Here is a 13,537-nt window from a genome sequence, read left to right on the forward strand (position 1 = left end):
GCTGTGGAGGTTCATGGCGATTGACCGGTTGCCGGATTTAGTGGTGTGTCGGAGAGATTGGTCCTTTGGGTGACATGAGGTTTTCTATTTTATGCGAGTGATATCTTAATCTTGACGGGTTGTATGATGCACAATAGCTTTGCCGCTCTGTGCCATTGATGCACGCGCCACAAAAGTGTCCAATTAAAAAACATCTCATAAAACTCAGTTCGAGAGCTTTATGAGAGAAATACAAATTCACGTCACTTCATCTGACATGAATTATCTAACATATCAACTGCACTTGAATACTTATCATCAACAACGAATTTAACAATCGCGTTACTGTCTGATTTCTTCCAGAAGATAGTAAATCCTTTATATTCTTGAGAAAACCATCTATCTGTTTTTCTTATTTCATTACATGGGACGCTGACGTTACTAGCCATTGACAAGAGTGACATCTCCTTTGATACGATGTCCTCTTTAAAATTAGATATTTTATTTTCAAAATAAACACTAGATAATGCAGCACCAATACAAAAAGATGCGACTAAAGACAATAAAGCAATACCGAATTTCATAATTTCTCCAAGTCAATGAAAACCGGAGTCCCCATTGGCGTCCAGTTAAACAGCATTCTAGCATTTATTTCTGACAGCCTTACACAACCATGTGGTGACACCAATAGCCTGAAGGTTATATAGTGCACATCTACCTGAAAAGGGCTGCCACTACTGCCCCACTCTAGATTTAATCTTCCCGTAAATATTCCTCTTCTGAAACGGTAATCAGATCATGCAGAAAAGTCAGCACATGTATAACAGTGAAGCGAAACTATCTCAAAAAATAGAACAATATAAAGCCGATCCATGACGCAATTAATAACATCCAAGGTAGTGGTGATACCTTTGTTTCAATCTTGGTTTCTACTAATGTCACTTGCTCATCGTCTTGGCGTCTGGCCTTTGATTTCTCTTCTTGCTTTTTAGCTTTGTCGGCAGCTCTTGCCTTAGCTTTTTGTTGTTTCTTGTAAAGAGCAATACCTTTTTCAATACCTTGAGCGATACGTTGTGTCTCCGCTTTCTTTTGACCAGGAAGCTGTGTAGCTCTAGCGATATCCATCGCCTCTTCCTTCGTTTTTTGTGAGGGTTCTATTACTTGTTTTTTATGCATAATTTAATCTTTCCATATCGGAAATTAACGCTTTAACAGCACAAATATCCATTCGCTATATTTGGCACATGATGGCCAGTGTAGACCACTGATATTTTAATAAAACAACCAGAATACCAGTATTGATTGTCTCTCTAAAGTCTTCATCGCACCATCCGCAGGCAATCCGCGTTGTCGGGATGGGTCATCAATTCTTTCTGGGGTAGAGATAAGATGGCACGCCTATACTCAGCTTCAGTTCCTCAGTTTTTTGCTTATTCTCCAGAAAATCCCGATCCAATTTATCCAGATCAAATTATACTCTCTCCGTTATAATCCAATCTGGAAAGAGATTCGGGATAGTCGCTCAATTATTCTTTGTGCTACGACCCACCATTTTTCTTGGGCTTGTAAGGTAAAAATGAAGAATCACATAATCATGCTGACTGTTACCGCCTTGATGGCAGGATGTGCCACAAAAATCATTGATCATTCCGATGATATTGCTCCGGAATGCTACAAAGTCGCCATGCCTTCATTCCTCTATCAAGCTCGCTGTGCCGATCTTTCAGCCACAATATTCGGCAATAGTTCCATCTGTACAGGCATACAAGCGTTTGACCCATCAGAAACATATTGGAGCGCCAGCGCAGAGCGGTATATTTACTTTCCTTCATCTTGGGCAGAGTATGAAAAAGACATCGATTCATGGAACACCAAGCTTTTCTTGCGCCTGCTATTTGAAGATCAAAGAAAAGCGATTGCGCCAATACCAACAGGAACAAAAATACGAGTAACCGGAATCTATGACTATCCTCGTGGGGAGCACGGCCATATTCTTATCGTGAAAGCAATGATTGACAGCGGTCCGAACCAAGGCACAGAAGTCGAGTTAAAAACCCCCTACAGTTTTGCAGATAATGGGCCCGATTGGATTTTTCGAAATTCTGACCAGCAAGGACCGCGCTTAACAAGCAATCCAAAATATTTGAAACCATGTCCGTAACATCTGGTGAGCGTGTATGGTTCCTTGATTTATTGAAGTCCTGAATTCGGCATCATCCCCCTTATTTCTCACCTTGCCCGGCTATCGTTTTGGCATGCTTAAAGACCTCATTGATATAAGGATGCGGGCTTTTAGAATCGGCCAGTCGCACCAGCACGATTTCCAGTGGCTCGCGATAGTCCGACCAAATGTGTATCAGCCTGCCGTCATCGATATATGCCTTTGCCACGGAATATGGAATACAAGCCACGCCATTGCCATGGATCGCCATCGGCAACAAAGATTCGGAAATGGTGGACTGGAAAACAACCGAGAGTTTTTTGGCCTGCGGTGTCACATTCAACAGTGGTAAAGATAACTCCAAAAGCTGAGATGACGGGGCATACGTCAAATGAGGAATCGATGCGTCTTCCAGCAATTCGAGAGGAAACGAAGCGCCGCACACCCACACCAACGCATCATCTGCCAGTTTTAACACCTCAAATTCATCAGATTCGAAATAACGTGTCGCCTGATTGCTTTGATAAAACAGCAAACAGTCTGCCCGCTGAGATTGTAATGCAGCCTGATAACCGGTCACCGAGCGTACTCCTGAATCAATGCTACTGACCAGCGGTGTCTTCATATAACGCAATACTTGTGTAAACCACTGCGGGAAAAAGTTACAGGCCAAAGTATGCAAAGATGCAAACACCATCGGGTTCGGCTTATTGGCCACCATCTCTTCACAGCGTTCCGCCATTTGCACCATTTCAGCGGCAATGGGATAAAGCCGCTTCCCCTCAGGCGTTAACTTGACCGGCGTCCGGCTTCGGTCAAACAATTCGACATTCAGATGCTGCTCCAGCTGCTGAATTCTGCGACTAAACGCAGCCTGAGAAGATGCATTTAATTGAGCAGCCAACGAAAATTTTTGGCAATCGGCTAACGTGATAAAATCCTTCAGCCAGCGAACATTCATCCTTCAAATCCTCTATCCTTACATTATCGAAATTTTGCATAAGTGATGCAAAATACAAGACATCAAATGCTTCCAATCAGTATAGATAAACACATAAATTGTAATTAAGGAAAAGGAAAATTTAATCAAAACTCAACAGAAGTGTAATAAATAAAAGGATTTATTATGAGACTAAAATCAATAGCAATTGTTGCATACGGGTTATTATCCGTTGGTTTCTCAACGGCCAGTTATGCAAATCTTAAAGATGATGTGATTCAACGTGGTACGCTGAAATGTGGTATTTCAAGCGACAAAATGGGCTTCTCATACATCAATGACCAAGGTAAATGGGCAGGCATGGATGTGGACTACTGCCGGGCAGTCGCAGCAGCCGTGTTAGGTGACCCGAAAAAAGTTGAATACATTACAACCACATCCAAAAACCGCTTCACTTCTCTCGCTTCCGGTGAGATTGATATTTTGTCTCGTTCGACAACCTGGACCGTTTCTCGCGATGCCAAACTGGGTGCTGATTTTACCACGATCTGGTTCTACGACGGTCAGGGTTTCATGACACGCAAATCCCTCGGAATTAAATCAGCAGCCGAGCTCAATGGCGCAACATTCTGCCTCTCTCCGGGAACCACCTCGGAACATAACCTTGCTGACTACTTTGGCTCCAGAGGCCTGACTTATCGTTCTGTTGTCTTTGAAAAGACAGAAGAACTGTACGCTGCCTATCAAAAAGGTCGTTGTGATGCTCTCACCAATGATGTTACAGGATTAGCGGCGCGCCGGACTCTGTTTAAAGATCCAAACCAGCACGTTATTCTCCCGGAAGTGATTTCCAAAGAACCGCTTGGCCCTTATGTTAAACAAGGTGACAACGAATGGCGTGATATCGTCACAATGGTCGGTAATGCACTGATCGAAGCAGAAGAGTTAGGTGTCACGCAACAAAACGCTGAAAAACTGGCTAAGTCGTCACCCAAGCCTAAAATTAAACGTCTGCTCGGGACTGAGGGAAATCTGGGAACTGATTTAGGCCTGAAAAATGACTGGGCGCTGAAAGCGATTGAAGCAACGGGGAACTACGGTGAAATCTTTGCCCGCAATGTCGGTGTCAATTCCCCCCTGAAATTTGAGCGTGGTGCGAACGCCCTGTACACCAACGGTGGCTTAATGTACTCCCCACCTTTCCGTTAATCTTCTTTAACCGCCAGCTTGCGCTTGCGTGGGCTGGCCTACCATGGACAGGTTGGAATTACACATGAAATTGCCCAAAATAACCCTGAACGATGGGGGTCAAACCCTACTCTTAATCATAGTCACACTCTTATTTTGGTACTTAGGCACCAACGCTTCTGAAAATATTTCTAAACTCGGCATTACCACGGGGTTTGACTTTCTGAGTGAGCGTGCCGGTTACGACATCTCGTTTAGCCTGATCGATTACAACCAAAATGATACCTACTTAAAAGCCTACTTTGTCGGTGTTGCCAACACATTGCTGGTGTCATTTTTAAGTATCATTCTGGCAACCGTCATCGGCTTTATTATCGGTGTCGGCCGCGTTTCGAATAACTGGGTGATCAATCGCCTATGTCGGGCATACGTGGAGCTGATTCGTAATGTACCACTGGTGGTTCAGCTCGTTTGGTGGTATGCCCTGTTTCTCAGCTTACCAGCGATTCGCAACAGTATTCAGCTGGGCGATAACATCTACCTTTCGAACCGTGGATTAGCGATTCCCCACTTATCGCTCGGAGGCTGGGGCGGTTATGTATTTATCGCACTACTCGTCTCGTGTTGTGCGGCATTTGTCTATCGCAGGGCGGTGATCAAAAAGGTTCAGTGGGTCGGTTTTAACCCGGTGTTGTGGCCCCGACTCGTGGCGATCATCGTATCATTACCCCTGATTGTGTTTCTCTTTACCTTGCTCACCGGCAATGTGGATTACAGTACCCCTAAACTGGCCGGATTTAATTTTCAGGGCGGCATGATTGTGATTCCGGAACTGGTCGCCTTGTGGATTGCGCTCTCGGTTTACAGTGCCAGTTACATTGCTGAAATCGTCCGCGGGTGTATTCAGTCGATTGCTAAAGGCCAGCACGAAGCCGGTAAAGCGCTCGGATTTAACGATTCAGTCATCATGTGGAAATTGATTGTGCCACAGGCGATTTATCCGATGGTGCCGCAAATCACCAGTGTTTACCTGAACATTATTAAGAATTCATCACTGGGTGTCGTGATCGGCTTTATGGAACTGGTATCTTCCACCGGCGGAACCACCTTAAACAATACCGGACAAGCCATTGAATGCATTCTGATTGTGATGGGAACCTATTGTGTCTTTAGCTTGGTGATCAGCTTACTGATGAACTGGTACAACTCACATGTTGCGGTAGGGAAATAACATGCAAAATAAAACTATCATGGCATATATTGAGCCTCGTCCGGCCATTCAAGTCAAAGCCGGATGGCAAAAATGGTGCCGTCAGAATTTATTCTCTTCGGTATTCAATACTTTTCTCACCATCGCAGGCTTATTGTTTGTTATCTGGCTGGTGCCGACACTGCTGAACTGGTTTATTTTTGATGCCACATTTGTGGGCACATCACAGGCGGACTGTGTGTCCGGCGGCGCCTGTTGGCTCCCTGTGGTGAACCGGATTGAGCTGTTCACCTATGGCATGTATCCGGAAGCGCAACAATGGCGCGTCGATGTCGCCTTTGGGCTCGCGGCTATCGCGATCCCGATGCTGTATATCAAACGCTTTAATAAGATTGTGATGCTTTGCTATATCGCGGTGTTGCCTTTTGCGATGTGGATGCTGCTCAAGGGTGGAAATTTTGGTTTAGAAACCATCTCGACAACGAAATTCGCCGGCATCATGCTGACGCTGTTTCTGGCAATTTTCGGCATGGTGTTTGCCCTGCCACTCGGTATTCTTCTTGCTCTGGGACGCCGTTCAGAACGACCGATCATTCATTGGCTCAGTGTCGCTTATATTGAGTTGGTTCGCTCTGTACCTGTCATCACCTTGCTGTTTATGGCCTCGCTCATGATTCAGTTGTTCTTGCCACCGGGCCAAGAATTCGATGTGTTACTGCGTGTGGTTGCGGTCTTGGTACTGTTCACCGCGGCCTATATGGCGGAGACAATTCGCGGCGGCCTGCAATCCATTCCGCAAGGACAATTTGAAGCGGCGCAAGCCCTTGGTTTTGGTTACTGGAGAATGATGGGACAAATCATTCTGCCGCAAGTTCTGAAAAATGCTATTCCACCGTTACTCAATCAGTTTGTCGGAATTTTAAAAGAGACAACGCTAGTGATGATCGTCGGTGTATTAGACATTGTCGGTGTTGCTTCCAGCACGCTCTCGAATGCGAAATGGGTTGGATTAGAAAATGAAATGTACGCATTTCTGGCCGTGTTTTTCTTTATCTGCTGTTTTTCACTCTCTCAATACGCTGCTCATTTAGAACGCCGCTTAAAATAATGCCCTTTTAGGAGAAGTCACACATGGAAGTCATCAACACCAAAAATTTAAACAAGTGGTACGACTCATATCATGCGCTGCGCGATATTAATCTCAGCGTGAGGAAAGGCGAACGCATCGTCATTTGCGGCCCTTCCGGCTCAGGAAAATCAACGCTGATCCGCTGTATCAATCAGTTGGAAAAGCACCAATCCGGTTCGCTCAGCGTATTCGGTCAGGAAGTCAGTGACACCCCCAAAGACCTGATTGAACTGCGTAAGCAAGTGGGCATGTGTTTTCAATCGTTCAACCTGTTCCCTCACCTCACCGTGCTGGAGAACTGCGTCTTACCCCAGACGGCAAACTTAGGCACCAAATCGTCAGTTGCGATTGATAAAGCGTTAAGCTTGCTGAAAAAAGTGAAGATCAAAGAACAAGCCAACAAATACCCGACTCAACTTTCGGGGGGTCAGCAACAACGGGTTGCGATTGCCCGCGCTCTGTGTATGAATCCTGAGGTGATGTTGTTTGATGAACCCACCTCCGCGCTCGACCCGGAAATGATCGCGGAAGTGTTGGATGTGATGACTGACCTTGCCAGTGAAGGGATGACCATGCTGTGCGTCACCCATGAAATGGGTTTTGCCCGCAAAGTCGCTGACCGTGTCATCTTTATGGATCAAGGACAAATCGTCGAAGAAAATCATCCGGAAGCATTTTTCTCCGCGCCGAAATCACCTCGTACGCGCGAATTTCTCAATCAGCTGATTCATCACTAAGGATGTCTATGTTAAACGAATATTCTATTGCGATTCACGGCGGCGCTGGTGCGATGTCCAAAGGTAAGCTAACCGCGGAACAAGAAGCAGAAATTACGTCGGTACTGAACAATATTATCGAAGACGCTTTAGCCAGCCTGAAAGAAGGTGCCAGTGCACTGGATGTGGTTCAGCTGGCCGTCAATATGCTCGAGGATTGCGTCTGGTTTAATGCCGGCAAAGGCGCTGTATTCAATCACGCAGGTACCCATGAACTCGATGCATCAATCATGTGCGGTAAAACTCTTGACGCCGGTGCGGTATCGGGAATTCGTTACAGTCCGAATCCGATTAACGTGGCCCGCGCAGTCATGGATCACTCACCGCATGTCTATCTGGGTGGTGAAGGTGCAGAACAGTTTGTGCGAGATATCGGGTTAGTCGAAGTGGATAACACCTACTTCTCCACAGAGATGCGCTATCAACAACTTCAATCCGCGTTGAAAGCACAGGAAGTGATTCTGGAGCCGACCCAGAACGACTATAAATACGGAACGGTTGGTGCTGTCGCGCTAGATAAACACGGTAATCTGGCTGCCGCCACATCGACCGGCGGGATCACCAACAAACAATATGGTCGTATCGGCGATTCACCGATTATTGGCGCCGGAACTTATGCCAACAATCAGACATGTGCCGTTTCAGCCACCGGCCATGGCGAGCACTTTCTAAGACATGTGGTCGCCCATAATATTTCTTCGCGCATGGCACTGGCAAACGAAAGTCTGGAACAGGCTGCCAACCATGTGGTTTTTGAAGACCTGAAAAGTACCGGTGGCAGTGGCGGCGTGATTGCGGTCGATCATCAAGGGAACATTGTCCTGCCATTCAACACCGAAGGGATGTACCGGGGCTGGGGCGGCTCAAACCAACCGGCACAAGCGAAGATTTACGAATAACCATTCACTTCGGTCCCACACTGGCATCATAAACCTTTCAATCGGCGTCAGACTTCCCTCTGGCTGGCGTCGGTTGTCCCCCTCATCGATTTATTCGCTCTCAATCAATTTGTCCCCCGCCTCACCAGAAGGCACACACGTTGCGAATTGTGCTTCAAGCCATTGCTGAAACTGTTGCTCTTGAGCTCCCGGGGCTTGTGATTGTCGCAATAGTACATAGCGATAACCGGACAACATAAAGCCAAATGGAGCGACCAGTCTGCCCTTTGCTAAATCATCAGCGACCAAGGGATATGAACCGATTGCCGCCCCCAACCCGTCAACAGCCGCTTGTAAGCAGAAATAAAAATGATCAAATGATTGACTGGCGCGGTTCCGGTGCAGGTCATGATTTGACAGACTTGACCAGTCTTCCCATGCACGACGGCGCGTCTCACTGTGAAGCAAAACGATCGTTGAATAATCATGTTGAACCTGATGCCAGTATTCAGGAGACAATACAGGCCCGACCCACTCTTCCACTAACGGATGGACCTCGTAGTTGGACGGGAGATCAAAATCATCACGACGAATCGCCATAGATAAGCCCGCCTCGCCCAAAGTTACCGGTCCGCCCGCTGTGGATAAGCGAATATCAACCCCGGAAGTCTGGTAATAATCAGCCAGTCTCGGCATCATCCACCGCATGGTTAATGTCGGCTCGCAGGAAACTTCAAGGTAGTCAACCGTGGCACTCTTTAGTTTATGAACCGCTGTATCTAACGCATCAAAAGCGACATTTGTGTACTGCTTAAGCAGCTCCCCCTCCGGCGTCAGCTTCAATCCCCGTCCTTGCTTATAAAACAGCGACTGAGCAAGGTGAGCTTCTAATAATTTGATCTGCTTACTGACAGCACCGTGCGTGATATGAAGTTTATCTGCCGTCTCCGTGAAACTGGCAGACTCTGCGGCGATGTGAAAAACATGAAAGGCTTTCAAATGTCTCATGAGTGAGTTTTTCTCACATAAAGTGTGCAATTTTTTCGATTATAACTTGCCTTCTGATCGTTACAATAATCTCAAATCAACTGAATGAGAGAACCGATATGGAGATCACAAGCTATATTATTTTAGGATTGTTAATTGTTATCAGCCCCGGTGCAGACTTTGTACTTGTGGTGAAAAATAGTCTGAGCAGTGGCAGAAAAGCAGGATGGTTAACCGGACTGGGCATTGGGGTTGGGGTCTGTATTCATATTACCTACTCTATCCTTGGGATTAGTCACTTATTGTCACAGAATATGGTACTGTTTAACATCATCAAATATGCTGGCTCAGCCTATTTAATCTACTTGGGGATCACTGGGATTTTTTGTTCAAAGCTGACCTTGAACCGTCAGGCAATATCCGGGCCCCGGCAAACGCACAATCCCCGCAAATATTTTACACAGGGCTTTTTCTGTAATCTGTTAAATCCGAAAACCATGCTGTTTTTTCTCAGTGTTTTTAGTCAGCTGGTCTCCCCGGATACGGATAACACCACGCCCGTTGCGTTGATTTATGGATTGTACATTTCTGTATTACATATGTTGTGGTTCTGCCTGATCGCGTTTCTGATCACTTCAGAGAAAGTATTAACCGTCTTCCAGAGGATTGGACACCGGATTAATCAGGCCTGTGGGGTCGGACTCATTGCCTTCGGTGCAACACTATCGCTCTCTCACTAACTATCACTCTCTCACTAATGAACCGGATGAAATGACAACCTATGACTTGTTCCGGGCATACACGACAATAGCAAACTCATCATTTCCGGCATTCATAGACTAATGTGAAATAGCCACTTATTTCATATCCATAAATGCGTAAAAAACAGAAATCAGGGTTGATATTTTATTTCAAAATAACATATGCAACATATTGAAAAAAATAGATTTGTAATAACTTGGTGCAGAATGTAACCGATTGCACCGCAATAAATCAAAAAAGTGTCTTTTATTAGCAAAATACCCAGATTTTCATGGCACGAATCATGCTGTATTGGCATTGCAGTATTTTTTCTATTAAAAGGACTTTCTGATGAAAAAAAGATATTTGGTTTCTGCAATCATGTTACTGACCAGCATGTCCGGTTATGCTGATAATTTACCCCACGTAACCATCTACGCGACAGGCGGAACAATTGCAGGATCATCCGCTTCAAATGTGGATAGCACAGACTATAAGGCTGGGAGTTTAGGGGTTGATAAATTGATCCACGCCGTTCCGGAATTAAAAGGATTTGCTGATGTAAGCGGCGTTCAAATTGCGAACGTCGGGTCTCCTGATATCGACAAAAAGACACTGCTGAATATGGCGAAAACAATTAATGCCGATTTAGCCAAGGATGAGACTCACGGGGTGGTGGTGACGCATGGCACAGATACATTAGAAGAGACGGCTTTTTTCTTAGATCTGACCGTGAACAGTAAAAAGCCGGTCGTCGTCGTTGGTGCCATGAGACCGGCAACAGCCATTAGTGCTGACGGTGCAATGAATCTATATGATGCGGTAAAACTTGCCAGTGTGGATGAAGCAAACGGCCGCGGTACGATGGTTGCGATGAATGACCGGATTAGCCCGGCCTACTACGTCACCAAAACCAATACGCACGCTGTAGAAACATTTCAGGCACCCGAGGCAGGTTATCTCGGTGGTTTTATCAGCGGGCAACCCTATTTTTATTACAAAAACACGCAGCCGATGGAAAAGCCACATTTTGATATCTCAGATGTCAAAGCGCTGCCTAAGGTCGATATCTTATATAGCTATCAGGATCAGGATGATTCACTGATTAAAGCCGCGATTAAAAATGGTGCAAAAGGGATTGTGATCGCCGGTACCGGCGATGGCTCAACGCCGTCCTGGATTCAGGATGCAATTAAAGATGCGATGAAGAAAGGAATTCCTGTCGTCGTGGCGAGTCGTGTTTATACCGGTTATGTCTCAACTCATGAAAATGCGATTGGGTCAGGGTTCTATAATCCACAGAAATCAAAAGTTATTCTAGAATTAGCATTAGCGAAAGGCGAATCCGTAGACGAAATTCGTAAATACTTTGCCAAGCTCTAAAAATAACTTTTAAATCAAATTGATATAATGACAAATAACCAAAATAAAAAGGATGGGTTTCCATCCTTTTTATTACCATTCTCACCATACACCCGATGCTTCGGCACAATTCAAATAATCAATCAAGACAAGATGATAGAGAAAGTAAGAAAATGTTGCGTGTGCCAATCAACACTCGCTGAACGTTAACCAAATTTTTATCTATTTATAACAGACAAAACCAAGATAATTTCATATGAAACATAAAAAACCAACCAGTAAAACCAACTAAACAACAAAAAAAACAGAGTAAAATTCCATTTTATCAGTTATTGCATATAAAACATGAATTTGAGTAGAAACTCAATTTTTTATCGCATAGACTTATTCTTGTATTGACTATAATTATAATCTCACGTCATTAATGGCTTCTTTTATACAACTGACCTTCAACTACTGACGTGCTAAGATGATGAAAAATATCTCAACCAAATTATTATTGATACCATTATTATTTTCCCTCGCTCTATTTAGTGTGCATACCTTAAATGGTATGGTTTCACGCGAAGTGATGAATCGATTTGAATCGGTATATCTGGATCGTGTCGTTCCATTAGCAGACTTGAAAAAGATCTCTGATTTATATGCTGTAAATTTGATTGATGCCGCCAACAAATATCATGTTGGCCTGCTGACAAAAACGCAACTCTACTCAAGCATTCCAGATGCAATGAGTCAGGCAAAGAGCATTTGGCAAGCTTACCTAAACACATCATTAACCGGCAAAGAAATAGCGTTAACTCAACGCCTGAATGCCAAGTTTCAAGAGATTGACTCAACGATTCCACAATTGTTAGTTCAACATAAGAATAATCAAATTGACGATACCACGTTGATCAAACAGCTTTATCAACTTATCGATGCCATGGGGGGAGATTTAACCTCATTAATTAATCTGCAGCTGAATGTATCGAATCAAGAATTTACCCTGTCACAAAGCGAATTAAAAAGCGCGACATTCTGGGGATGGGTGATTACACTCTCAACGTCATTGTTTGTCTCTTTACTCTCCTTTTGGTTTGCCAAAAGAGAAGTAAGAAATTTACCCAAAATCGTCGCATGGTTAAAATCGCTTGCTGAAGGGACGGTCAGCCGGGAAAAATTACCGTTGAGCAACAATGAGCTCGATAGTATATCCGCATCGCTAGATACCTTATCGGCCCAGTTATCGAGTGTGGTTTCAGAGAGCCAGCATGTGATGCATGCCATCAAGATGAAGCAAGATCAATCGCTACAATTGGTTGAGCAGAACCGGACCAACTCCTTTGAGGAACTCTCTTCGGTTGAACAAGTGGCGACCGCCTCAGCAGAACTGGCATCGACGGCCCACGATGTCGCAACCAATGCGGTTAAAGCCGAAGAAGCGGCTGCGCAAGCCAATCACATCATCGGCTCCAGTCAGTCGATTCTGAACAACTCGACGCAAACCACCGAAGAAATCAGTGCTTCGATTCTTGATGCGAAAGAGATCGTCAACCGACTGAGAGAATATTCAGAAAACATTAATACGGTTGTTGAGGTGATCAATAATATCTCTGAACAAACCAATCTATTAGCGCTCAATGCTGCAATTGAAGCTGCGCGTGCCGGCGAACATGGCCGAGGTTTTGCGGTTGTCGCCGATGAAGTGAGAGCGTTAGCCGGAAAGACGCAGAAGTCCACCATTGATATTCAGAAAATCATCTCACAACTGCAAGAGCAATCCCTGCTTGCCGATGATTCAATGAGTCAAAATGTTGAATTGATGGTTTCCGCGAAAACCGCAACAGAGGAGTTAGCCCGCTCGTTTGAGGTTATCTCTGCGGAAGTAACTCAAATTACCGAAGTGAATGCCATTGTGGCAACCGCTTCTGAAGAGCAAAGTGCTGTCACTCAGGATATCTCAAAACAGCTTGAAGAGATTAATACGCTTGTACAACAGAACATTAAGGGTATTGAAGAGAGCTCAAAATCAAATCAGGATGTGAGTCAACTCGCTGAACAGCTACACACCAAGCTCTCTTTCTTCAAAGTAACACAATAATTGCCGGCAAAGTGCTACGCTTTTAGCGGTATCTGTCCTGCACAAAAATGCCACCGGTTCAACGGTGGCATTTTATTTGAGTGTTAGAGAGATCGCCTGACCG

14 protein-coding genes are annotated in these 13,537 nt (G+C 44.9%); 9 read left to right on the forward strand and 5 right to left on the reverse strand.

The features are described 5' to 3' along the window. Nucleotides 1-242: 242 nt before the first annotated feature. The 3 genes from OCV37_RS10030 to OCV37_RS10035 form a co-directional block, all read right to left on the reverse strand. Complete coding sequence (locus tag OCV37_RS10030) at nucleotides 243-563, reverse strand: hypothetical protein (protein WP_038180734.1); 321 nt, start codon at nucleotides 561-563, stop codon at nucleotides 243-245. Then, nucleotides 560-619: a hypothetical protein gene (locus OCV37_RS19820; protein ID WP_390902293.1), complete on the reverse strand. Its 60-nt coding sequence runs from the start codon at nucleotides 617-619 to the stop codon at nucleotides 560-562. Before OCV37_RS19820 ends, OCV37_RS10030 begins: the two co-directional genes overlap by 4 nt. A 197-nt stretch (nucleotides 620-816) precedes the next feature. After that, nucleotides 817-1,155, reverse strand: coding sequence for a DUF2956 family protein (locus tag OCV37_RS10035; RefSeq protein WP_038180732.1), 339 nt, complete (start codon nucleotides 1,153-1,155; stop codon nucleotides 817-819). A 400-nt stretch (nucleotides 1,156-1,555) separates the two neighbouring features. On the opposite strand from OCV37_RS10035, the gene OCV37_RS10040 reads away from it, so the two are divergent. Then, nucleotides 1,556-2,140 carry a hypothetical protein gene (locus OCV37_RS10040; RefSeq protein WP_261888086.1) on the forward strand — a complete coding sequence of 195 codons (585 nt, stop codon included), beginning with the start codon at nucleotides 1,556-1,558 and terminating at the stop codon, nucleotides 2,138-2,140. Nucleotides 2,141-2,201: 61 nt separating this feature from the next. Here the strand turns inward: OCV37_RS10040 and OCV37_RS10045 are convergent, their stop codons facing one another. Further along, nucleotides 2,202-3,101, reverse strand: coding sequence for a LysR family transcriptional regulator (locus tag OCV37_RS10045; RefSeq protein ID WP_038180068.1), 900 nt, complete (start codon nucleotides 3,099-3,101; stop codon nucleotides 2,202-2,204). Between the two features lie 165 nt (nucleotides 3,102-3,266). Between OCV37_RS10045 and OCV37_RS10050 the strand changes: the two genes are divergently transcribed. From OCV37_RS10050 to OCV37_RS10070, 5 genes are all read left to right on the forward strand, one after another. Further along, the gene (locus tag OCV37_RS10050) at nucleotides 3,267-4,289 is read left to right on the forward strand and encodes an amino acid ABC transporter substrate-binding protein (protein ID WP_038180066.1); all 1,023 of its coding nucleotides are present in this window, start codon (nucleotides 3,267-3,269) and stop codon (nucleotides 4,287-4,289) included. Nucleotides 4,290-4,353: 64 nt separating this feature from the next. Then, complete coding sequence (locus tag OCV37_RS10055; protein WP_084717444.1) at nucleotides 4,354-5,499, forward strand: amino acid ABC transporter permease; 1,146 nt, start codon at nucleotides 4,354-4,356, stop codon at nucleotides 5,497-5,499. A gap of 1 nt (nucleotide 5,500) precedes the next feature. After that, nucleotides 5,501-6,586, forward strand: coding sequence for an amino acid ABC transporter permease (locus OCV37_RS10060; protein ID WP_038180056.1), 1,086 nt, complete (start codon nucleotides 5,501-5,503; stop codon nucleotides 6,584-6,586). 23 nt (nucleotides 6,587-6,609) lie between these two features. Then, complete coding sequence (locus OCV37_RS10065) at nucleotides 6,610-7,344, forward strand: amino acid ABC transporter ATP-binding protein (protein ID WP_038180053.1); 735 nt, start codon at nucleotides 6,610-6,612, stop codon at nucleotides 7,342-7,344. A gap of 8 nt (nucleotides 7,345-7,352) precedes the next feature. Further along, a complete protein-coding gene (locus OCV37_RS10070; RefSeq protein ID WP_038180050.1) occupies nucleotides 7,353-8,282 on the forward strand; it encodes an isoaspartyl peptidase/L-asparaginase family protein in 930 nt (309 codons plus the stop codon). Between the two features lie 90 nt (nucleotides 8,283-8,372). Here OCV37_RS10070 and OCV37_RS10075 read toward each other — a convergent pair whose 3' ends face one another. After that, nucleotides 8,373-9,269 (reverse strand): LysR family transcriptional regulator, encoded by an 897-nt coding sequence (locus tag OCV37_RS10075; RefSeq protein WP_051680455.1) that lies wholly within the window; start codon nucleotides 9,267-9,269, stop codon nucleotides 8,373-8,375. A gap of 98 nt (nucleotides 9,270-9,367) precedes the next feature. Here OCV37_RS10075 and OCV37_RS10080 point away from each other — a divergent pair, with 98 nt between their 5' ends. From OCV37_RS10080 to OCV37_RS10090, 3 genes are all read left to right on the forward strand, one after another. Next, on the forward strand, nucleotides 9,368-9,988 hold the full coding sequence (locus OCV37_RS10080; protein WP_038180047.1) for a LysE family translocator: 621 nt from the start codon (nucleotides 9,368-9,370) through the stop codon (nucleotides 9,986-9,988). A gap of 352 nt (nucleotides 9,989-10,340) precedes the next feature. Next, complete coding sequence (locus OCV37_RS10085) at nucleotides 10,341-11,372, forward strand: asparaginase (RefSeq protein ID WP_038180044.1); 1,032 nt, start codon at nucleotides 10,341-10,343, stop codon at nucleotides 11,370-11,372. 451 nt (nucleotides 11,373-11,823) lie between these two features. Then, a complete protein-coding gene (locus tag OCV37_RS10090) occupies nucleotides 11,824-13,434 on the forward strand; it encodes a methyl-accepting chemotaxis protein (RefSeq protein ID WP_038180100.1) in 1,611 nt (536 codons plus the stop codon). The last annotated feature ends 103 nt before the right edge of the window (nucleotides 13,435-13,537 follow it).

The sequence above is a fragment of the Vibrio rhizosphaerae genome, from assembly GCF_024347095.1.
GTDB classification, from domain to species: domain Bacteria; phylum Pseudomonadota; class Gammaproteobacteria; order Enterobacterales; family Vibrionaceae; genus Vibrio; species Vibrio rhizosphaerae.

Bases quoted from the DNA above. Each gene is read 5' to 3' on its own strand.
- OCV37_RS10030 (WP_038180734.1), bottom strand. From the start codon at position 563: ATGAAATTCGGTATTGCTTTATTGTCTTTAGTCGCATCTTTTTGTATT.
- OCV37_RS10035 (WP_038180732.1), bottom strand. From the start codon at position 1,155: ATGCATAAAAAACAAGTAATAGAACCCTCACAAAAAACGAAGGAAGAG.
- OCV37_RS10040 (WP_261888086.1), top strand. From the start codon at position 1,556: ATGAAGAATCACATAATCATGCTGACTGTTACCGCCTTGATGGCAGGA.
- OCV37_RS10045 (WP_038180068.1), bottom strand. From the start codon at position 3,101: ATGAATGTTCGCTGGCTGAAGGATTTTATCACGTTAGCCGATTGCCAA.
- OCV37_RS10050 (WP_038180066.1), top strand. From the start codon at position 3,267: ATGAGACTAAAATCAATAGCAATTGTTGCATACGGGTTATTATCCGTT.
- OCV37_RS10055 (WP_084717444.1), top strand. From the start codon at position 4,354: ATGAAATTGCCCAAAATAACCCTGAACGATGGGGGTCAAACCCTACTC.
- OCV37_RS10060 (WP_038180056.1), top strand. From the start codon at position 5,501: ATGCAAAATAAAACTATCATGGCATATATTGAGCCTCGTCCGGCCATT.
- OCV37_RS10065 (WP_038180053.1), top strand. From the start codon at position 6,610: ATGGAAGTCATCAACACCAAAAATTTAAACAAGTGGTACGACTCATAT.
- OCV37_RS10070 (WP_038180050.1), top strand. From the start codon at position 7,353: ATGTTAAACGAATATTCTATTGCGATTCACGGCGGCGCTGGTGCGATG.
- OCV37_RS10075 (WP_051680455.1), bottom strand. From the start codon at position 9,269: ATGAGACATTTGAAAGCCTTTCATGTTTTTCACATCGCCGCAGAGTCT.
- OCV37_RS10080 (WP_038180047.1), top strand. From the start codon at position 9,368: ATGGAGATCACAAGCTATATTATTTTAGGATTGTTAATTGTTATCAGC.
- OCV37_RS10085 (WP_038180044.1), top strand. From the start codon at position 10,341: ATGAAAAAAAGATATTTGGTTTCTGCAATCATGTTACTGACCAGCATG.
- OCV37_RS10090 (WP_038180100.1), top strand. From the start codon at position 11,824: ATGAAAAATATCTCAACCAAATTATTATTGATACCATTATTATTTTCC.